At 63.7% G+C, this 20,059-nt stretch carries 17 protein-coding genes; 7 read left to right on the top strand and 10 right to left on the bottom strand.

Features of this window, described 5'->3' with window-relative positions; all coding sequences use genetic code 11:
- Positions 1 to 77: 77 nt before the first annotated feature.
- From F1735_RS09155 to F1735_RS09120, 8 genes are all read right to left on the bottom strand, one after another.
- Positions 78 to 2,555 carry a TonB-dependent receptor plug domain-containing protein gene (locus F1735_RS09155; RefSeq protein WP_167236650.1) on the bottom strand — a complete coding sequence of 826 codons (2,478 nt, stop codon included), beginning with the start codon at positions 2,553 to 2,555 and terminating at the stop codon, positions 78 to 80.
- Between the two features lie 244 nt (positions 2,556 to 2,799).
- Positions 2,800 to 3,573 carry a spermidine synthase gene (locus tag F1735_RS09150; protein ID WP_167236649.1) on the bottom strand — a complete coding sequence of 258 codons (774 nt, stop codon included), beginning with the start codon at positions 3,571 to 3,573 and terminating at the stop codon, positions 2,800 to 2,802.
- A 46-nt stretch (positions 3,574 to 3,619) separates the two neighbouring features.
- Positions 3,620 to 4,963 carry a sensor histidine kinase gene (locus tag F1735_RS09145; protein ID WP_167236648.1) on the bottom strand — a complete coding sequence of 448 codons (1,344 nt, stop codon included), beginning with the start codon at positions 4,961 to 4,963 and terminating at the stop codon, positions 3,620 to 3,622.
- A 3-nt stretch (positions 4,964 to 4,966) separates the two neighbouring features.
- A complete protein-coding gene (locus F1735_RS09140; protein WP_167236647.1) occupies positions 4,967 to 6,295 on the bottom strand; it encodes a sigma-54-dependent transcriptional regulator in 1,329 nt (442 codons plus the stop codon).
- Positions 6,296 to 6,335: 40 nt separating this feature from the next.
- A complete protein-coding gene (locus F1735_RS09135) occupies positions 6,336 to 7,574 on the bottom strand; it encodes an ABC transporter permease (RefSeq protein WP_167236646.1) in 1,239 nt (412 codons plus the stop codon).
- 17 nt (positions 7,575 to 7,591) lie between these two features.
- Positions 7,592 to 8,905, bottom strand: a complete 1,314-nt coding sequence (locus F1735_RS09130; protein ID WP_167236645.1) for an ABC transporter permease — start codon at positions 8,903 to 8,905, stop codon at positions 7,592 to 7,594.
- Between the two features lie 9 nt (positions 8,906 to 8,914).
- Positions 8,915 to 9,631, bottom strand: coding sequence for an ABC transporter ATP-binding protein (locus tag F1735_RS09125; protein ID WP_167236644.1), 717 nt, complete (start codon positions 9,629 to 9,631; stop codon positions 8,915 to 8,917).
- 22 nt (positions 9,632 to 9,653) lie between these two features.
- The gene (locus F1735_RS09120; protein ID WP_167236643.1) at positions 9,654 to 10,922 is read right to left on the bottom strand and encodes an efflux RND transporter periplasmic adaptor subunit; all 1,269 of its coding nucleotides are present in this window, start codon (positions 10,920 to 10,922) and stop codon (positions 9,654 to 9,656) included.
- Between the two features lie 222 nt (positions 10,923 to 11,144).
- Between F1735_RS09120 and F1735_RS37425 the strand changes: the two genes are divergently transcribed.
- Positions 11,145 to 12,794 (top strand): MutS-related protein, encoded by a 1,650-nt coding sequence (locus F1735_RS37425; RefSeq protein WP_167236642.1) that lies wholly within the window; start codon positions 11,145 to 11,147, stop codon positions 12,792 to 12,794.
- Here F1735_RS37425 and F1735_RS09110 read toward each other — a convergent pair.
- A complete protein-coding gene (locus F1735_RS09110) occupies positions 12,788 to 13,057 on the bottom strand; it encodes a hypothetical protein (RefSeq protein ID WP_167236641.1) in 270 nt (89 codons plus the stop codon). The genes F1735_RS37425 and F1735_RS09110 overlap by 7 nt on opposite strands.
- Positions 13,058 to 13,065: 8 nt before the next feature.
- A complete protein-coding gene (locus F1735_RS09105) occupies positions 13,066 to 14,883 on the bottom strand; it encodes a phosphoethanolamine transferase (protein WP_167236640.1) in 1,818 nt (605 codons plus the stop codon).
- 277 nt (positions 14,884 to 15,160) lie between these two features.
- On the opposite strand from F1735_RS09105, the gene F1735_RS09100 reads away from it, so the two are divergent.
- From F1735_RS09100 to F1735_RS09075, 6 genes are all read left to right on the top strand, one after another.
- Positions 15,161 to 15,544, top strand: a complete 384-nt coding sequence (locus F1735_RS09100) for a hypothetical protein (RefSeq protein WP_167236639.1) — start codon at positions 15,161 to 15,163, stop codon at positions 15,542 to 15,544.
- Between the two features lie 91 nt (positions 15,545 to 15,635).
- Positions 15,636 to 16,112 (top strand): hypothetical protein, encoded by a 477-nt coding sequence (locus F1735_RS09095; protein ID WP_167236638.1) that lies wholly within the window; start codon positions 15,636 to 15,638, stop codon positions 16,110 to 16,112.
- Positions 16,113 to 16,417: 305 nt separating this feature from the next.
- The gene (gene rpsL, locus F1735_RS09090) at positions 16,418 to 16,801 is read left to right on the top strand and encodes a 30S ribosomal protein S12 (protein WP_025603541.1); all 384 of its coding nucleotides are present in this window, start codon (positions 16,418 to 16,420) and stop codon (positions 16,799 to 16,801) included.
- 127 nt (positions 16,802 to 16,928) lie between these two features.
- Positions 16,929 to 17,399, top strand: a complete 471-nt coding sequence (rpsG, locus tag F1735_RS09085; protein WP_054265804.1) for a 30S ribosomal protein S7 — start codon at positions 16,929 to 16,931, stop codon at positions 17,397 to 17,399.
- A gap of 132 nt (positions 17,400 to 17,531) precedes the next feature.
- Positions 17,532 to 19,637, top strand: a complete 2,106-nt coding sequence (gene fusA, locus F1735_RS09080; RefSeq protein ID WP_166895198.1) for an elongation factor G — start codon at positions 17,532 to 17,534, stop codon at positions 19,635 to 19,637.
- Positions 19,638 to 19,836: 199 nt separating this feature from the next.
- On the top strand, positions 19,837 to 20,059 hold a 223-nt coding region (locus F1735_RS09075), incomplete at its 3' end, for a GTP-binding protein (protein ID WP_229505690.1).

The raw sequence follows: 20,059 nt of genomic DNA, 5'->3' as shown, positions 1-20,059 counted from the left end.
TTGGTGAAAGCGACGTTCCTGAATGAAAAAAGGCCACGCCGTCGCCGGCGTGGCCTTGTCATGCAAGGTGGACCAGCTTAGAAAGCCCAGTCAACCTTGGCGTACATCTGGCGACCGTTGATGCCGATCGGGCAGGTTTCCCAGCAGCGGGTGAAACCCAGTTGCGGGAACGGTGCGGCGCGCGTCTTGTCCCATTCGGTCGGGTAGGTGTCGAACAGGTTGTTCACGCCGAACGAGGCGCTGAGCTTCTTGGTGAACGAGTAGCGCAGCGACATGTCGACCAGCCATTTGGCTTCCCAGGTCTGGATGAACGGGGCCGTAAAGCCCTGGCCCTGCACCGGGCCGTAGTAGTTGGCGCGGGTGTTCACGTTCCATGCGCCGCTCGTGTAGTCGGCCGCGATCACGTGCTTCTTGCGCGGCTGGCCGCGTTCGATCAGGGTCACCTGGGCGTCGTCGAACAGCTGGGCGCCGGTCAGCACCGGCGACTGCGATTTGCGGTTCTTGACTTCGGTCTTGTTGAAACCCATCTGGCCCGACAGCACCAGGGTCGAGCCGCTCCACTTGCTGGTGTGCTCGGCCACGATGTCCAGGCCATCCGTGGTGGTGTCGATCGCGTTGGTGAAGAACTGGGCCTGGCCGACCTTGAGCGGATCGAGGATCGCCTTGATCGGGCACTTGGAAGCCGGCACGCAGTTGCCCGATTCCGGCGCGACGTTACTCGAGAAGACGATGCGGTCGTCGATGTCGATGCGGTACAAGTCGGCCGTGACCGAGAAGTTCGGCATCGGGCGCAGGATCATCCCGATGCTGGCGCTCTTCGAGGTTTCTTCCTTGAGCGGCGAGATGCCGAAGGCGCGCGTGACAGGGCTGCCTTCGCGCGCGGTCAGGGTTTCGGTCAGCACGCCGGCCGAATTGAGGTTGGTCGACACCGAGCTGTAGAACTTCTGCTGCACGCTCGGTGCGCGGAAACCGGTCGAGACGCTGCCGCGCATGCCGAACTGGCGCGTCGGATCGTAACGCATGCTCAATTTGCCGGTGGTGGTGTTACCGAAGTCCGAGTACTTTTCGAAGCGCACCGCGGCGGCCACCAGCAGCTGTTCGGTGATGTTGTGTTCCGCATCGAGGTACATGGCGATGTTGTGACGGCCCTGGTCCACTTCGGTGCCCGGCGTGTAGCCCGGGAAGCCTTGCGCGCCCGATGCCGCAATGCCGCCGCCCTGGTCGGAGATCTTGATGGCCGGGTTGTTCGTGCGGCCGTACTGGTACGAGACCGGGTCGCCCGCTTCGATCGCGTAGTTATCGCTGCGGTACTCGAAACCGGTCGCCAGCTGCACCGTACGGTCGCCGAACTTGAGCGGGCCGCGGATATCGGCGTTGAAGGTGGTCTGGTTGAATTTGAGCGTGCCGGTATCGGCTTCGAGGGGCGACTCGGCATAGATGCCGCCACCCGGTTTCGGTTCATACCAGTAGCTGACGTTGATCGAGTTACGTTCGTGGAAACCAAGCTGGCTGCGGCCGTGGTTCACGCTCACGTCGAACTTCCATTCGTTGGCCAGGTCGCGTTTGTAGCCGACGGCGAACGAGGCATCCTTCACGGTGGTCATGATGTTCGGCAGGAAGCCGTTCGGGTACACGGCCGGCACGGTGCGGCCGTCGCCCGCCGAGCGGAAAAAACCCGCCGAGTCGCCGGTGCGCTTGGAGACGCCGCCGAAGGCGTAGAACTCGCTGCTGTCGTCGATCGGCAGGCCCGCATTCCACCACAGGTAAGCATCTTTGGCCAGGCTGTCGCCGATGCGCTGGGTCACGCGCGGCGGGTCGACCCGCAAGGAGTCGACGCCGGCGCGGTTGGTTTCGTTGCGGCGGCGCCCTTCGACCGACAGGTTCAGGTAGCCGCTTTCGCCCAGCTTGAAGCCGGTGTTGGCGCTGCCGGAGATCAGGTCGCCGTCGCCTTCGGAAGTGGTGCCGACGCTGCTGCTCACTTGGGTTTCGTTGGTCTGCTTCTTGAGGACGATGTTGATCACGCCGGCGATCGCGTCCGAACCGTACTGGGCGGCCGCGCCATCGCGCAGCACTTCGATGTGGTGGATGGCCGACAGCGGAATGGCGTTGATGTCGGTGCCGGCCGAGCCGCGTCCGACCGTTTGCTGCACATTGACCAGCGCCTGCTGGTGGCGGCGCTTGCCGTTCACGAGCACCAGCAACTGGTCGGGACCGAGGCCGCGCAGGGTGGCGGGGCGGATGATGTCGGTGCCGTCGCTGATAAAGGTCGAGCTGAAGTTGAACGAGGGGTCCAGCGTTTGCAGCAGCTTGCCCAGTTCCAGGGGACCTGCGGTCTGCATGTCCTTGATGTTGATCAGGCCAACCGGGGCGGCGGTATCGAGCGAGGTCTTGGCGGTCGAGCGCGAGCCGAGGATCACGACGGAAGCGGGGCTGTCTTCGCCACTGCGGGCGGCGGGTGCTGCGCCCTGCTGCGCGTAGGTGCTTGTCAGCGCGAGCAGGAGCGCCGATGCGAGCAAGGTGCGTTTAAGGTGCGGGCTGCCTGGGGTATTCGTCATGTAGATGTCTCGTTTTCGTTTTCATTTTTAGGGAATTGACTGGACACACCCTCGTGGGGCCAGCCAGTGTGAAAACGATACTACCCGACGAGTTTTGTGACGCGCAACGAGTCATGCGAGAGTGTTGTAAATGCGTGCAATGGCGGCAATCCGCAGCAAAATTTAGTGCTTGTACCCACAAAACGCTGTAATCTCGACTACGTACCCCGCGCGCGCGCATCACTTATGCGCTTCCGCTATATGCTTATTCCTGCTGGTCCTGCATCCAGCCTTTCAAACCTGCCACCCAGTTCTTGGCCGGCAGGTTCATGCTCTTTTTAATGGCCCCGGCGCGTTCGTACAACACCGAAAAATCGATCGATGGCGCGCGCTTGAACGCCACCACGACGATGTTCGCGTCATGCACTTCGGGTAGCCACACCACCGCATCGAACACCAGCTCCATGTTTTGCAGGTTCTTGTCGTAGTTGGCGAAGTCGCCGAAGACATTGGTGGTCATGATGCCGTCCTCGGACAGGCAATCCAGGCAGGCCTGGTAGAACTCGGGCGAATCGAGCACCGGGCCGCGCGCATCTTCGTCGTACAAGTCCACCTGCAGCACGTCGACCTTGCCGTGGTTGGCCGGGTCCAGCACGAAATCCATCGCATCCATCTGGCGCACGTCCAGCCGCGCGTCGTTCGGCGGCAGGCCGAAATGGGCGTGGCAGACGTCGATCACGTTGGGATTGAGTTCGGCCACCGTCACCCGCGCTTGCGGAAAACGCTGGTAACTGAACTTGGTCAGCGCCGCGCTGCCCAATCCCAGCTGGACGATGTGCTTCGGATGGTCGAGGAAGAGCATCCACATCATCATCATCTGCACGTATTCGAGCTCGATGTTGTCGGGCTTGGCCAGGCGCATGGCGCCCTGCACCCACGAGCTGCCCAGGTGCATGAAGCGCACGCCTTTGAATTCGGTGATGGTGGCCGGCGGATGGCCGGGTGCGTCGAAGCGGGTGGAAGCAGGGGTGGCGGACATCGCGGGCGGGGAATAAGAGGGAACCCGATCTTACCATTCCAGGCCCTTAGGCCGGCAGGATCAGGGTCACCGTCAGGCCGCCGCCGTCGCGGTTGCCGAGCGTGATGCGCCCGCCGTGCGCTTCGGCGATTTCCCGGGCCAGCGCCAGTCCCAGGCCGGTGCCGCTGCGCTTGGTGGAGTAGAACGGCACCAGCGCATTGGTCAGCACCGCGTCGCTCATGCCCTGGCCGCGGTCCATCACCTCGATGCGCAGCGTGCCGTGCGCCTGGCGCACCTGCAGCGTCACGTCGGCCGCTGGCGAACCCGATTCGTGGGCGTTCTTGAGCAGGTTGAGCAAGGCTTGCTCCATCTGGGCCGGGTCGATGCGGGCCGCCTCGACCGGCAGCGCGCCGCTCACCGTCAGCGCTACCTGCGAGGCCAGCCGGCTGACAAAAGCGGGCCAAGGGCATTCTTCGATGCGCGGCGAGGGCAGCTTGGCGAAGCGCGCGTAGCCGAGGATGAAGCTCTCCAGGTGGCGCGTGCGTTCTTCGATGGTTTCCAGGATCTGCGGCAGGCGTTCGGTCTGGCCGCGCCGCACCAGCTCCGCGCCCGAGTGGGCCAGCGAGGTGAGGGGCGCGAGCGAATTATTCAGTTCGTGGCTGATGACGCGGATGACCTTTTTCCAGGTCTGCACTTCCTGGCGCCGCAGTTCGTGGGTCAGCTGGCGCAGCAGCAGCAGTTCGTGCTTGCGGCCATTGAGGCTGAAGCTGCGGCGCGCCAGGTGGTACACCTCTTCCTCTTCGCCGTCGCCGGCTGTGAACAAGCCGTCCCCGCCACGCGCCAGCGCGTCCACCAGCGCCGGCGAGGCCTGGCTGAGAATCCCGGACATGCGCAGTCCTTCGAGTTTGCGGCCCTCGCCCAGCATCTGGCGCGCCGACAGGTTGGCGTAGACGATCGCCCCCGCGCCGTCGCAGGCAGAGTCGGCGACCAGCAGCATGGCCACCGGCGTGTTCTGGACCATGGTGTCGAGCAGCAGTTCGCGCTGCACCAGCGCCAGGCGCTGTTCGCGCAGCACGTTGCCGAGCGCGTTGTGGGCCGCCACCAGGTCGGCCAGTTCGTCGTTGCGCGGCCAGTGCAGGCTGAAGGAAAAGTCGCCATCCTTGTAGCTGGTGACGGTGCCTTCGAGCGCGCGAAACAGCGACAGGACCGGCCGGAGCTGGGCGCGCATGGCGATCGCCGCAAGCGGCGCCACGCACACCAGCGACAGGACCAGCACCACCAGCACACGCCCCGGCAGCAGGTGGTCCAGCCCGAGCGCGATGAGGATGCCCAGCGCCAGCAGGGCGCCCACCAGGATGGAGCAGCGCGTAATGAGAGACAAACGCAGGGACAAGCGCGGCGACTGGCGCATCGGCTAGCGCGCGATCCCGAGGCGCTCCATGCGGCGGTACAGCGCCTGGCGCGACAGGCCAAGATCGGCCGCCGCCTGGGCCACCACGCCGTTGGTGCGCGCCATGGCCTGCACGATGGCGTCGCGGTCCGGTTCCACCTCGACGCTGGGGGCCAGCGTCAGCGGCAGCCCCAGGTCGGTCGCCTTGATGATGTCGCCGGCGGCCAGCAGGCTGGCGCGCGCCATCACGTTCTTGAGTTCGCGCACATTGCCGGGCCAGGCGTGCGCCAGCAGCGCGGCCTGGGCGCAGTGGTGCAGGCTTTTGCCGCGCGCCAGGAAACTGCTGGCCAGCGGCAGAATGTCGGCCGGGCGCGCCGCCAGCGCCGGCAGGCGCAGTTCGATCACGTTCAGGCGGTAGAACAGGTCTTCGCGGAAGGTGCCGGCGCGGATCATCGCACCCAGGTCGGCGTTGGTGGCGCTGATCACGCGTACCTTGACCTGGCGTTCGCGGTTCGATCCCAGGCGCTCGAAGCGCCCGGTCTCGAGCACGCGCAGGAGCTTCATCTGGCCGGCCAGCGGCAGGTTGCCGATTTCATCCAAAAACAGGGTGCCGCCGTCGGCCGCTTCGAACTTGCCTTCGCGCGCGCGCGAGGCACCGGTGTAGGCGCCCGCTTCGGCGCCGAACAGTTCGGCCTCGATCAGTTCGGCCGGCAGCGCGCCGCAATTGAGCACGACGAACGGGCCGCCGGCCACCAGCGAATTGGCCTGGATGATCTCGGCGATGCGTTCCTTGCCGGTGCCGTTGGGGCCACTGATCAGGACCGGCACGTCGGCCCGCGCCACCTGGCAGGCCAGGTGCAACACGCGTTCGGTGGCGGCGTCCTGCCACACCATGCCGCGCAGGTCGAAGCCCTGTTCCAGGTCGCGCCGCACGCGCCGCTCCTGCTGCACGCGCTGGCGCAGGGAGCGGTTGGCCTGTCCCAGTTCGATCAGGTTGGTGACCGTGGCGATCAGGCGGTTGTCGTTCCAGGGCTTGGACAAATAGTCGGCCGCGCCCGACTTGACCAGGTCGACCGCCGCGTCCAGGTGGGTCCAGGCGGTCAAGAGGATCACCGGCAGGTCCGGGTGGCGCTGGCGGATGGCGCGAAACAGCGCCCTGCCTTCCTCGCCCGAGGTGGTGTCGGCCGAAAAATTCATGTCCTGGATGACCAGGTCCACGCGGGTAACGTCCAGGATGGCCAGGCCTTCTTCGGGCGAGGTGGCGCGCAGCGCACCGATGTCGTGCAGCGAAAACAGGACATCGAGTGCGATGGCGACGGCGGCGTTGTCGTCGATGATCAATACAGTAGGCATGGCCGCTAGCATACCATCGGAACGCGGCTGGTGAAGTGGGTCAGGCACTGCGCGTCGCCGTGGCCGGCGATATCGACGCGGCGCGCCAGGCCGGCCCGTACACGGCGGCCACGCCGAGCGCCCAGAACACGCAGGCGCCCCCCATCAGGTAGGATGGCGGCAGGCGCGCCATCTCGAGCTGGGCCACCAGCAGCTGGTTCAGCGCGACCGCCATGGCCACCCCGCACAATACGCCCACGCTGGTGATTATGAAGTTCTCGGTGATGAAGTAGCGCAGGATGTCGCCGCGGCGCGCGCCCAGGGCGCGCCGTACGCCGATCTGCTTGCGGCGCTGGGTGACCCACAGGCTGGCCATGCCGACGATGCCGCTGGCGGTAATGAACAGCAGCAGCACGCTGACTGCGATCAGCATCCATGCCAACGCCAGGTCGGCCCGGTAGCGCTCTTTGCGGTCCTGCTTCACGTTCTTCATGCTGATAATGGCGCGCCCCTGGTTGGCGGCGCGCATGGCGGCGTCGGCTTCCTTCATGACCCGCTCCCGTTCGCCGGCCTCGGCGCGCACGGTAAACATGGTGCTGTCGGACGTCTTGCGCATCGGCGCAACCAGCGCAAAGCCGCCCGCGTCGGACGCTTGCGCGCTTGGCGACTGCAGCGTGGCGATGACGCCGACTACCGTGGCGGCATTGGCGTCGGCCTCGTTGCCGAAGTAGAGCGTCTGGCCGAGCACCTGGCCAGCGCCCGGCCACAGCTTGGCGGCCAGCGCCCTGGTGACCAGCACCGACCTGGGAAACAGCGAGTCGGGCGAGGTGTTGCCATCGATGTCGACGACATCGGCTGCGGTCAGGTCGCGTCCTTCGACCAGGGTCAGACCCCAGGTCTTGACCAGCGAATCGCCTGAATAGTACATGGAGGCCAGCGAACTGTTGCTGCCCTTGGCGCGTCCGGCGGTGATCAAGCTGGACCAGCCCGATTGCGACATCGGCGCCTGGTTGGCAAATGCGGTCGACGCCACGCCGCCGATGGCGCGCAGGGCCAGTGTTTCGGCCTGCTGGCGCGCCAGCTGTTCCTGGTGGCTCGCATCGACCAGGTGGCGCACCCGGATGTGGAACACATCTCCTTCGTCGGCAATGCCGCTCGGGCGCGCGGCCACGGCCTGGCGCTCGCTCACGATATGGAGCGCGTTGCTCAGGATGGCCAGGCTGAGCGCCACTTGCAGCGCCACCAGAATGGCGCCGGTTTTGCTACGCAGGAGCGCGGAGATGATCGGTCGGATTTCCATAGCGGGTCTTTCGAAGGTCACTGCGATTTAAGTTGAAGGGCGGGCGTGACCTGGCAGGCGCGCCAGGTCGGCAGCAGGCCGGCCAGCATGGCTGCGCCCAGCGACATCAGGAACGTCAGGCCGAGCATCTGCCAGTCCATGCGCGTGACGGCCCGCAGTTCCTGCGACTGCATGCCGATCAGGGCCAGCGCGCCAAGGGCCAGCCCCAGTCCCAGCACCCCGCCGGCCAGGCCGATGACGGCGGTTTCGGTCAGGAACTGGCGGAAGATCTCCTTGCGCGAGGCGCCCAGCGCGCGCCGGATGCCAACCTCGGAAGCGCGTACCGAAAATTTGGCGAGCAGCAGGCCGACCGTGTTGACCAGGCAAAGCAGCAGGAAGCCGAACGCCAGCCAGGTCGCCAGGCGGCTGTCGTTGCCGACCACCTTGTTAAATTCGAGCCACTGCATGACGTCGAACAGCTGGTTCGGCCGCTTGCGCTGCAGGCGTCCCAGCTTGCGCTGTGCAGCCGTGTAGTTGTCCAGGTAATCCTGCAACGGCGCGCGCCCGGCGGCGGTTTTGGTTTCGAAGAAAAACTGCAGCCAGGTGCATTCCGAATCGAGAAATCCCTGCCATCCCGGTTCGACGCGCTGGCGGCAACTGAGGCTGCCTTGCGGGCTGGCCTTGTGCCGCACGGCGCTGGCGAAGGGCAGCAGGATGTCGTCCTCCTCGCCGAAGCCGGCGCCGCCGATCAGCTTGTAGAATTTCGGCGCCGGCAGCCACGGCTTGAGCACCCCCACCACCTGGAACTGGGCGTCCATCAGGCGAACGCGCTTGCCGACCGGGTCGACCGCGCCGAACAGCTTCTCGGCCAGCGCCGCGCTCAACACCAGCACATCGGCGCCGGCGCGGTCATCGGCCTCGCTCCACGCTTGCCCATAGCGCATCGGCACGTCCATCATGGCGAAAAAATCGCGCGTGACGGCCAGTCCCTTGGCCGCCAGCACCGACAGGTCCTTGCGCTCCGGTTCGAGCGGCGCCGACACGCCGTACAGCACCGTACGGCGTTCGCCATGGCCATCCCTGAGGAAGTTGGTGGCGTCGATGTAGCTCAGTTGCGGGTCGCTGTCATCCTCGCCCTGCGGGTTGAAGTCCTCGATTGTGCCATTGTCGATTTTCGGCACGAACAGGCGCTCGCTCTTGTGTGGAATCGGATTGCCCGACATGACGTGCAGGATGGTCAGGGTACTGACGCTGGCCGCCACGCCGACGGCCAGGGTCAGCACCATCAGGGCGGTCAGCCCCGGGTTGCGGCGCAGGCTGCGCACGCCCAGCATGAAGCAGTACGAAAACATGGGTTCTCCTTATGATGCCTGGCCGGACGTGTTGGCGCCGGCCAGGTTGACGGGATTGCGCACCAGGTCCGAGACCTGGCCGTCGATGATGTGGACATTGCGCTGCGCGCGCTCCGCCAGTTCGGGGTCGTGCGTGACCATCAAAATGGTGGTTCCCTGGGAGTTGATCTCTTCCAGCAGTTCCATCACCCCGCGCGCCATTTGGGTGTCGAGATTGCCGGTCGGTTCATCGGCCAGCAGCAGCTTGGGCGAGCCGGCCAGCGCGCGCGCGATCGCCACGCGCTGTTGCTGGCCACCCGACAGTTCGGCCGGATAGTGCTTCATGCGCGAGGCCAGGCCGACCTTGGAGAGCGCGTCTTCGATGCGCTCCTTGCGTTCGGCGGCGTTGAAACCGCGGTAGCGCAGCGGCACGTCGACGTTGTCGAACAGCGACAGGTCGGCAATCAGGTTGAAGCCCTGGAAGATGAAGCCCAGCTTTTCGTTGCGCAGGCGCGAGCGGGCGTTGTCGTCCATGCCCTTGACGTTGACGCCGTCGAGCACATACTCGCCGCCAGTGAATTCTTCGAGCAGGCCGGCGATGTTCAAGAAGCTGGTCTTGCCCGAGCCGGAGGGGCCGGTGACGGTGACGAATTCGCCCTGGCGGACGTGGATTTCGAAGCCGCGCAGCGCGTGCGTTTCGATCATGTGGGTGCGGTACACCTTGCTCAGATTGGTCATGCGCAGCATGGAAGTTCCTTTCGTTGACATGTTAGTTGTTGATGACGACGCGGGCGGCGTTGGCGAAGCTGTCGGTGCCGGCGATGACGACCTTGTCGCCCGGTTTCAGGCCGCTCAGGATCTCGACCGAGGACACGCTGGTCGCGCCCAGTTTGATGGGGGTGCGCACGGCCACGCCGTCCCGCATGACGTAGGCGAAGCGCCCGCCCTCGCTCTCGACGAAGGGGCCGCGCGGCAGCAGGATGACGTCGCGTTTTTCTTCGATCAGCAGGCGTGCGCTGACGCGCTGGCTCTGGCGCAGGCCCTTGGGCTGGTCGCCGTCGAAGCGCACCCGCGCCAGTACCTGGTTCTTGACCACTTCGGGCGAGAGGGCCGACAGCTTGCCGCTGGCGCTGGCGTTGCCGAGCGCGATGTCGGCGCTCATGCCCAGGCCCATGTCGTCGACGTAGGTTTCCGGGACTTCGAGTTCGACTTCGAGGCGCGACAGGTCGACCAGGGTCATGAGGGCCGCGTTGGCCGCCACCACGCTGCGGTTCTGCACCGACAAGGTGCCGATGAAGCCATCGACCGGCGCCCGTACCGACAGTTCATCGACGCGGCGCTGGGCGTTGGCCATCGACAGGCGCTGGCGATCGAGTTCGGCCACCTTGGTTTGCAGCGCCAGGCCGACGTCGTCGCCCTCGAGCGTGGCCGCCTGCGCGGCGTGGCGCGCGCGGATGCCGGCCGAGTTGAGCGCGTCCTTGGCTTTCTGGTAGTCGATCTTGGCGATGATGCCTTCCTGGACCACGCTGTCGTAGCGCTCGAGCGTGCGCTGGGCCGACAGGCGGTCGATTTCGGCGGTGTCGGCTTCGCGCTGGGCCAGCAGTTTCTGTTTCCTGGCCAGGATGCGCTGGCGCGCCACTTCCGCCTCTAACTGCTGGTAGCTCGATTGCTCGCGTTTGAGCGCGTCCGACAGGTCGGGCGATTCGAGCAGGGCCAGCACCTGGCCCTTCTTGACCGTGTCGCCGGCGGCCACCTTGAGCGTGACCGTGGCCGGCGCGGTGGCGTACAGGGTGGGACTGACGGCGGCCACCACGCGGCCGTTGACCGAGGCGTCGCGCACCAGCGTGCCGCGCGTGACGTCGGCCACGCGCAGGCGCGCCGCGCTGACCGCGTGCTCGCTGCCGCGCCAGGCCGACAGCAGCAGCGCCGCGCCGCCGAGGGCGAGCGCCGCCAGCACGGCGGCAAGGATGCGGCGCTTGGCCTTGTACGCTGGCGGCGCACTGATGGTGGCGTCCTGGGAAGAGGTATCTCGAATCATGGGGCTGGCCTGTTGGGTCAATGTTCATCGACTAATGCAGGAAGCGTGCCACCTCTTAAGTTATTGATTCGTATGGATTTCTGCGTTGGCACAAGGCTGTCCGCGCTGTCCGGACGGCGTGCCTGGACGGTGCCCGGACAGTGTGGTCTTGCATTTTGTTAATTAATCCGCATCTTGCAGGCAGGCTGCGCGACCCGCGCCGCCGCCGCCCAGAAAGGCCGTATGTCCGCGTTCGTATCGAAGTTGTCCGCCCTGGGTCGCCGTGTCGTGACGTCCTTGCGCGTCTTGCTCGTCATTCCCGACAGGGAGCCGCTCGATTACGGCTTTGCCGCCAGCGACGTGGCCCAGCTGCACCGGCTCTGTCCCAACCCGGCGCGCGGCGCGCTCGACGACGCCACCTGGAAGGACCTGCTGCTCGATCCCTACCGCGCGCAGTTGTCGGGTGAGGTCAGCATCTTCGGCCAGCAGGTGCTGTACCGGCGCCTGCGCGAAGGGCTGGGCGACCAGGATTGCGCCGCCGTGGGCGAGCGTGTGCGCGAGTTGATGCGCAACCCGGTGCGCCTGGCCGCGCTGCAGCGCGACTGCGCTTCGCTGCGCCATGCGGACAAGGAGATCGCCACCTTGCTGTTCCAAGACGCCGCGCCGGCCGCGCCCTGGTGGGTGGGCAAGACCTGGCCGCTGCCGATCCTGCTGCTGGCGTCGATCGCGGCCGTCATCGTCACGCCGGCCGCCTGGCTGGCCACCGGCGTGGTGGCCTATATATTAATGAGCACCCAGATGCGCTACTACGAGCGGGTGGACGAATGGGACCGCTCGATGAATGCGCTGCAGATGCTGCTGCGCACGGCCAGCATCCTGGGCGCGCGCGCCGATGCGGGTGCGCTGCTGCTGCCGTTCGCCGGGCCGGCGGCGGCGGCGGGCAAACTCAATCGCCAGCTTTCGCGCCCGCCGATGGTGATGATGACGCCCGGCGCGCGCGCCTACCTGGACTGGTTCATGCTCGACAATGTGAACCATTACTACAAGGGCGTGCGCCTGGTGCATGGTCATCTGGACTTTTTGCGCGCCTGCTTTGCGCGGGTGGGCGAACTGGAAGCCGATATCGCGCTGGCGCGCCATCTGTTGAGCGCGCCGGCGCTGTGCTGGGCCGAACGGCATGCGCACCAGGCGCTGGCGCTGGACGATACCGTGCATCCCTTGCTGCCGCAGGCGCAAGCGCTGTCGGTCAGCCTGTCCGGGGGCGGGGCCTTCATCTCGGGCCAGAACGGGATCGGCAAGAGCACCTTGCTGCGCACCGTCGGCGTGAACCTGGTGGCGGCGCGGGCCTTCGGCTTTTGCTATGCGCGCCAGGCCAGGGTGCCCGACCTGCCGGTCTACACCAGCATGCAGAGCGAGGATTCGCTGTTCGGCGGCGAGAGCCTGTACATGGCCGAACTGCGGCGCGCGCAGGAACTGCTGGCGGCGGCCGACGGCCCGCATCCGGGCATCTGCATCATCGACGAGATTTTCCGGGGCACCAATCACCTCGAATCGGTGTCGGCGGCCGCCGCAGTGCTCGACGTGCTGGCGGCCAAGGGGCTGGTGATGGTCTCGTCGCACAACCTGGTGCTGGCGTCCTTGCTGGCGCAGCGGCTCGCGCCCCTGTGCGTGCGCCTGGACGGCGCCGGGCGGCTGGTGCTCGAAGCGGGCGTGCTGGCCCATACCAACGGCATCGCCCTGCTGGCGCAGCGCGGTTTTGGCCCTGCCATCGAGGACAGGGCGGGGCGGGTGTTCGACTGGCTCGATGGCTATCTGGCGCATCCCGGCGATTGCGATGGCGTGCTGGCCGGTACCTCCGCATCGGCAGTCCGGGCAGGCGCTTATCGTCAATGATCGCGCTTGCGCAGCGAATGCCAGGTTCCCACGGCCAGCGCCGCTGCCACGACCAGCAGCGCGATGATGTTCGCGGCCGAGGCGCGGCCTTCCAGGATCGCCTTGATCCATACCACAGGCCCGAGCGGCGAGAGCACCATGAACAGGCCGCCCGGAACGTGTGCGTGCGGCGCTTCGAGCACCAGCCACAGTTGGGTGGCGATGAAGGTGGCGGCGAGATACCACAACAGCAGCTTGAAGCCGGTTTCTACATATTTGCTCATGGTCTTTTCTATTTGTCGCGTTTGAGCGGCGTGCCCTTGTCGATCACTTCGCGGCAGTCGCCCTTGAAGGTGGCATTGTCGTAGTCGCTCCAGCCATAGCTGTCGACGTAGCGCTTGTGCTCTTTGAAACCGGGATTGACGAAGCTCCATTCCAGGCGCTCGCCGGCGTAGCGGATGTCGGCCAGGTCGAGCAGGGTGTGGAACATGTTTTCGGTCGCCAGGCGCGCCTTGCCGTGGCGCCGCAGTTGTTCCACCTTGGCGGGATAGCGCCCCTGGTACTGGTCCGAATACCACACCAGCGCCGGCACGTGGAATTCGTACTGGGTATTGTGGCCGTGGAAGGCCTGCTTGCAGCTGTTGTCGTACAGCGTCTGGCCGTGGTCGGACACGTACAGCATGGCGCTGCGCTGCTGCGATCCCTTGAGTTGGCCGATCACGCTGGCCAGGAACCAGTCGGTATACAAGATGCTGCTGTCGTAGCTGTTATTGAGCTGCGCCTTGAGCGCCGGGTTGCTGTAGACCGGTTTGTCGATGCCGAACAGCGATGGCTGCCAGCGGTCGAACTGCTTGGGATAGCGCTGGCTGTAGTTCCAGTGGCTGCCCAGCGAGTGCAGCACGATCAGCTTTTTCGGGGCCGGGTCGGCAATCGCGCGGCGCAGGGGATCGAACAAAATCTCGTCGAAGTTCGAATTGTTGGTAAAGCCGCCCAGGTTGAGGAACTGGATCACGTCCGCCTCCCTGGCAAACACCGATACCGGCGTGTCGAATTCGCCGAACGAGATCTGGTTCGACAGCCACCAGGTCTTGAAGCCGGCTTCCTTGTAGGCGGTCAGGAAGGATTTTTCGGCGAAGCCGTCCTTCAGGCTCTGGGTGGCCGGTTTGCGCGAGACGATCACCGGCACCGACAGGCGCGTGGCCGACACCGAGGTGATCACGTCGGGCAGGGTGACCAGGTTGGTTTCCTTGCCCAGCAGGGGATTGGTCTCGCGCGCGTAGCCGTTCAGGCTCCAGCGGTCGAAGCGCGACGATTCGCCGATCACCATCACCACGATTTCGGGCTGGGCGTCGGGCGCGCCCTGGCGCGCGCCGAAGCGGAAGTCGCTGTTGCGCTGGCCCAGTTCGGCCAGGTGCTTGTGTTCCTTGTAGAAGTCGACGCCGCGCGCCGTGATGCCGAAGGGCCAGCTTTGCGCGAACGCGCCAAAGTCGAGCGGCAGCGCGGCCCAGTGGGGCAGGGGAGCCCACTTCCAGCCGGTGCCGGCGGCGCCCGGGGCGGCTTTGGCGGCGCTGGCGGAGGCCTTGACGGCGGCCGTTGTGGCGGCGGCGCGCGGGGCGACCCCGAATTCGTGGCCGTAGGCCCACAGGGCGGCGCCGATGGCCAGCAGGCCCAGGCTCAGCCGGCGCGAGCCGTCGTCCCAGTCGAGTTCGCGCGCGCGGCGGGCCGCCCGGAAGCTGGTGACCCACCAGGCGATGACGGCGGCCATCACGGCCAGCATCAGCCACACCGTGTTGCCGAGAAACTCGAGTGCTTCCTTGGGGCTGGTTTCGGCGATGATGCCGAGGTGGTGGGTGGAAATGCTCTGTCCGTAGAAACTGAACAGGTAGAGCTCGGTCGGCAGCGCCAGGAAGGCTGGAATCAGCAGCCAGTGGAACCAGGCGGGACGCTTGAACAGCGCCCACACCGCCACCCAGGCCACCGCTTCGATGCCGAGCACCTGCCATGGGCGCTCGAGTCGCGTGCCCAGCAGCATGGGAAAGAAGGGGATGGCCGACAAGGCCGCGTAGGTCAGCAGCAGGTAGAGCGGGGCGGGGCGCAGCAGGTGTCGCATCAGGGAAATGTGGGGGCGGCGAAAGCGGCCATTATCCGGGGTTTTTAGTTCTCATTGCCAAATATTCGAGCCGGCAGCGCGAGCAGCGGCGAGCCATTGCGCGCCGTGTGCGGGCGCGACAGCATCAGGTGATCGCCAATGGACATTTTTAATAGTCGAATGAACATTTATTATAATGATATTATTTGGCGGTTCACCTGGCGGCGGCAATGGCGGAAACATGGCTGGCGGCTGGCGCCCGGGATCTTGCAATCAACAACATCGCTGAAGGGCTGCTATGGCAATCGATCTGGAAAAATTTGTAAAACACTTGAAGGACCATGCGCTGCCGGGATTCGGCGACTCGAAGTGCGCCCTTTATGTACGCAGGGCGCTGCAAGCTGGCGGGGCCTACGTGACGCCGAATGTCATGTCCGCAAAAGATTATGGCCCGGTTCTGCTTCAAATCGGCTTCCGTGAAATCGAGGTGGAGGACCCGGGCAGCTTCCGGTTTATCAAGGGCGACGTGATGGTCATGCAACCGTATACCAACGGTAATATCAACGGGCATGTGGCCGGGTATTCCGGAAGCAGATGGATTTCAGATTTCGTGCAAACCGATTTCTGGTCCGGCCCCGGATACCGCTCGCACAAGCCGGCCTATGTCGTCTACCGTTATTAAGCGCCTGTGCGCAGCCGTCGTCTTCGCGGCTTTGAGCGCCGTTGCGGGCGCCGCCGAGAGCAGCCATGCTCCCACATTCGTGGCCGATCCCATGCTGGGCCTGCGGTTGCCGGTCGCCAGGCTGAAACTCGATCCGCTACCTGACGAGATCCGCGCCCTGTGCGAGCAGATGGCCGACAATGCGAGCTGGACCGGGCGTCAATGGATTTTCGGCGTCGCAAAATCGCCGACGGCGACGTATTACCTCGCGAACGGGTATTTCAAGCGCAATCATCCGCAACGTGGCCAAGGCCGGTATTTCCAGCCGGACGAGGGCGGCGTCTATCACGTTGCGGACGGCAAGTGCAGTGGCGACCCGGCACGGGAAACCTTCGCTGTGCGCGACCCCAAGCAAATTCCTCACGAGGTGCTGCAACAACTTGCCGCCGACCTGGCCGCGCGGCTGGTGCGGGCGGCCGGCGGCGAGGATCGTTTGCGTGCCGACATCAAGAAGCGCAAGATCGGCTTCGACCAGCTCTCGCCCGAGATGCAGGAAGCGTTCAAACCCTACTTCGCGCCTGTTAAGTAGGCGTCGCGCGGCGCACCGGTCAGTGGCCGGCCAGGTGGCGCGTTGCGGCCCTGACCGGCTCCGAGCCCGCCCGGCCCTCGCCGCCACCTTTTTGCATTGCCGGGCATTAAACTGTTTGACTGCCTGTCACTTCGCGTCTATACTCGCGAGTTCTCGATTTTATTCTGCGCATTGTTTACGCATTCAGCGCCGCTCCTCGCAGGGCGGCTGTCGGTGCCTCCCCTGCGCAGTGCTCGAGACTCCGTTTCAGTCCCCGGACAGTTGGTCCGGGTTATTCATGTTGTAATTTTGTTGGATTTATAACGATGCCAACCATCAATCAACTGATTCGCAATCCACGCGTCGCTCTGACCGTGAAAAGCAAATCGCCGGCGCTGGAAAACAGCCCGCAAAAACGTGGTGTTTGCACCCGTGTGTATACGACGACTCCAAAGAAGCCAAACTCGGCTCTGCGTAAAGTCGCCAAAGTTCGCCTGACCAACGGTTTCGAAGTCATTTCGTACATCGGCGGTGAAGGCCACAACCTGCAAGAACACAGTGTCGTGCTGCTGCGCGGCGGTCGTGTAAAAGATTTGCCGGGTGTGCGTTACCACATGGTTCGCGGTGCATTGGATACCCAGGGCGTCAAAGACCGTAAGCAAGCTCGTTCGAAATACGGTACGAAGCGCGCTAAAGCAGGCAAGAAGTAATTTTTCGCCCCGCTTTCACTAGAAGTTTAACGAGTTGAACCGACCGTAATGGTCGAGTAAGTGGATGGCTATGATGGCCTCCGCGAGTGCGCACAGCGCGCTCAACTGAAGATAGGAAGGAATTGATATGCCACGTCGTCGTGAAGTACCCAAGCGCGAAATCTTGCCAGATCCAAAGTTCGGTAACCAAGATGTCGCCAAATTCGTCAACGTACTGATGTTGTCCGGTAAAAAATCGGTCGCAGAAAACATCATCTACGGTGCATTTGAGCACATCAAGCAAAAGTCCGGCAAAGACCCGCTCGAAGTGTTTGCAACCGCGATCAACAATGCCAAGCCGATGGTCGAGGTTAAGTCCCGCCGCGTCGGTGGCGCCAACTACCAGGTGCCAGTTGAAGTTCGTCCGGTTCGTCGTATGGCGCTGTCCATGCGTTGGTTGCGCGAAGCCGCAAACAAGCGCAGCGAAAAATCCATGCCGCAACGCCTCGGTGGCGAATTGATGGAAGCCGCTGAAATGCGCGGTGGTGCTATGAAGAAGCGGGACGAAGTTCACCGCATGGCAGAAGCGAACAAAGCGTTCTCGCATTTCCGCTTCTAATCAATTGGCCACGTCCCGGTTTGCACGCTTGTGCAAGCCAGGATGCGGCCATGTATCTGTTGTTCGAGGCCGGGCTCATTTTGTTCACAAAATGCCGCTCGGTTTTGTCCATTAAAAGATTTAGGAATAATTATGGCACGCAAGACCCCCATTGAGCGCTACCGCAATATCGGTATCTCGGCTCACATCGATGCTGGCAAGACGACCACGACCGAGCGCGTCCTGTTCTACACGGGCGTGAACCACAAGATCGGCGAAGTGCATGATGGCGCGGCCACCATGGACTGGATGGAGCAAGAGCAGGAACGCGGTATCACGATTACCTCGGCTGCAACGACCTGCTTCTGGAAAGGGATGGCTAACAATTTCCCTGAGCACCACATCAACATCATCGACACCCCGGGCCACGTTGACTTCACGATTGAAGTTGAACGCTCGATGCGCGTACTCGACGGTGCTTGCATGGTTTACTGCGCTGTGGGCGGTGTTCAGCCACAGTCGGAAACCGTATGGCGCCAGGCGAACAAGTACAAGGTTCCACGTCTGGCTTTTGTGAACAAGATGGACCGTACCGGCGCCAACTTCTTCAAGGTCTACGAGCAGATGCGCGCGCGCCTGAAGGCGAACCCGATTCCGCTGCAGATTCCAATCGGCGCCGAAGACAACTTCAAGGGCGTGGTCGATCTGGTCAAGATGAAAGCCATCTACTGGGACGACGCGTCGCAGGGCATGAAGTTCGACTACCGCGACATTCCTGCTGAGCTGCAAGAGCAGGCTGCCGAGTGGCGTCTGAAGCTGGTCGAAACCGCTGCTGAAGCGAACGACGAACTGATGAACAAGTACCTGGAAGAAGGCGATCTGTCGGAAGAAGAGATCAAGGCCGCCTTGCGCCAGCGTACCATCGCGTCGGAAATCGTCCCGATGATGTGCGGCACCGCGTTCAAGAACAAGGGCGTGCAAGCCATGCTCGACGGCGTGATTGAATACCTGCCATCGCCAGTCGACATCCCGCCAGTCAAGGGCATGGACGAAGATGACCAGCCGACCACGCGTAAAGCGGAAGACACCGAGAAATTCTCGGCGCTGGCATTCAAGATCATGACCGACCCGTTCGTGGGCCAGCTGATCTTCTTCCGCGTCTACTCGGGCATGATCAAGTCGGGCGACACCGTCTACAATCCGATCAAGAACAAGAAAGAACGTCTTGGCCGTATTTTGCAGATGCACGCGAACCAGCGCGAAGAAATCAAGGAAGTCCACGCCGGCGACATCGCCGCCGCGGTCGGCCTGAAAGACGCGACCACGGGCGAAACCCTGTGCGATCCATCGTCGATCATCACGCTGGAAAAAATGGTCTTCCCTGAGCCGGTGATTCAACAGGCTGTTGAGCCAAAAACCAAGGCTGACCAGGAAAAAATGGGCCTGGCGCTGAACCGCCTGGCACAGGAAGATCCTTCGTTCCGCGTCAAGACCGATGAAGAATCGGGCCAAACCATCATCGGTGGTATGGGCGAGTTGCACCTGGAAATTATCGTTGACCGCATGAAGCGCGAATTCGGCGTCGAAGCGACCGTCGGCAAGCCACAAGTGGCTTACCGCGAAACGATCCGCAAGGTGTGCGAAGAATCCGAAGGCAAGTTCGTCAAGCAGTCGGGCGGTCGTGGTCAGTACGGTCACGTTGTCCTGAAGATCGAGCCGCAAGAAGCCGGTAAAGGTTTCGAATTCGTCGACGCGATCAAGGGCGGCACCGTTCCACGCGAATACATCCCTGCGGTTGAAAAGGGTGTGCGCGGTACGCTCAACGCCGGCGTGATGGCTGGTTATCCAGTGGTCGACGTCAAGGTCACGCTGTTCTTCGGTTCGTACCACGATGTGGACTCGAACGAAAACGCGTTCCAGATGGCCGCTTCGATGGCATTCAAAGATGGCTGCCGTAAAGCATCGCCAGTCATCCTCGAGCCAATGATGGCCGTGGAAGTGGAAACGCCGGAAGACTACGCCGGTACCGTGATGGGCGATCTGTCGTCCCGCCGCGGTATGGTGCAGGGCATGGACGAGATTCCAGGCGGCGGCGGCAAGATCATCAAAGCCGAAGTGCCGCTGTCCGAAATGTTCGGTTACTCGACCTCGCTGCGTTCCGCAACGCAAGGCCGTGCTACCTACACGATGGAATTCAAGCACTATTCGGAAGCGCCTAAGCACGTTACCGATGCGATCATCACGGCCAAGGCCAAGTAATTAAGCTTGATCTTTTGCGGGACAGGGCAGGGTTCATCGCCGTTGCCCAGTCCTCAACGGATTGACGCGATTGCGGGACAGAGCAGGGTTCACCGCCTTTGCTCTGTCCTCAACTGAATAATCGATTTGCCGGGCGCAGCCATAAGCCGCGCTGGCAACAAACAAAAATTGTAAAAATAGTCTTTAAAGGAAGATCAAAATGGCAAAAGGTAAATTCGAACGGACCAAGCCGCACGTCAACGTGGGCACCATCGGTCACGTCGATCACGGTAAAACCACCCTGACGGCTGCGATTGCAACCGTTCTGTCGAAGAAATTCGGCGGCGAAGCAAAAGCATACGACCAGATCGATGCAGCACCGGAAGAAAAAGCACGCGGCATCACCATCAACACCGCGCACGTCGAGTACGAAACGGCTAACC

The organism is Massilia genomosp. 1, from assembly GCF_011682185.1.
GTDB classification, from domain to species: Bacteria; Pseudomonadota; Gammaproteobacteria; order Burkholderiales; family Burkholderiaceae_D; genus Telluria_A; species Telluria_A rubra.
Note: the sequence above shows the minus strand (reverse complement) of the source record. Positions and strands in the feature narration are given on the sequence as shown.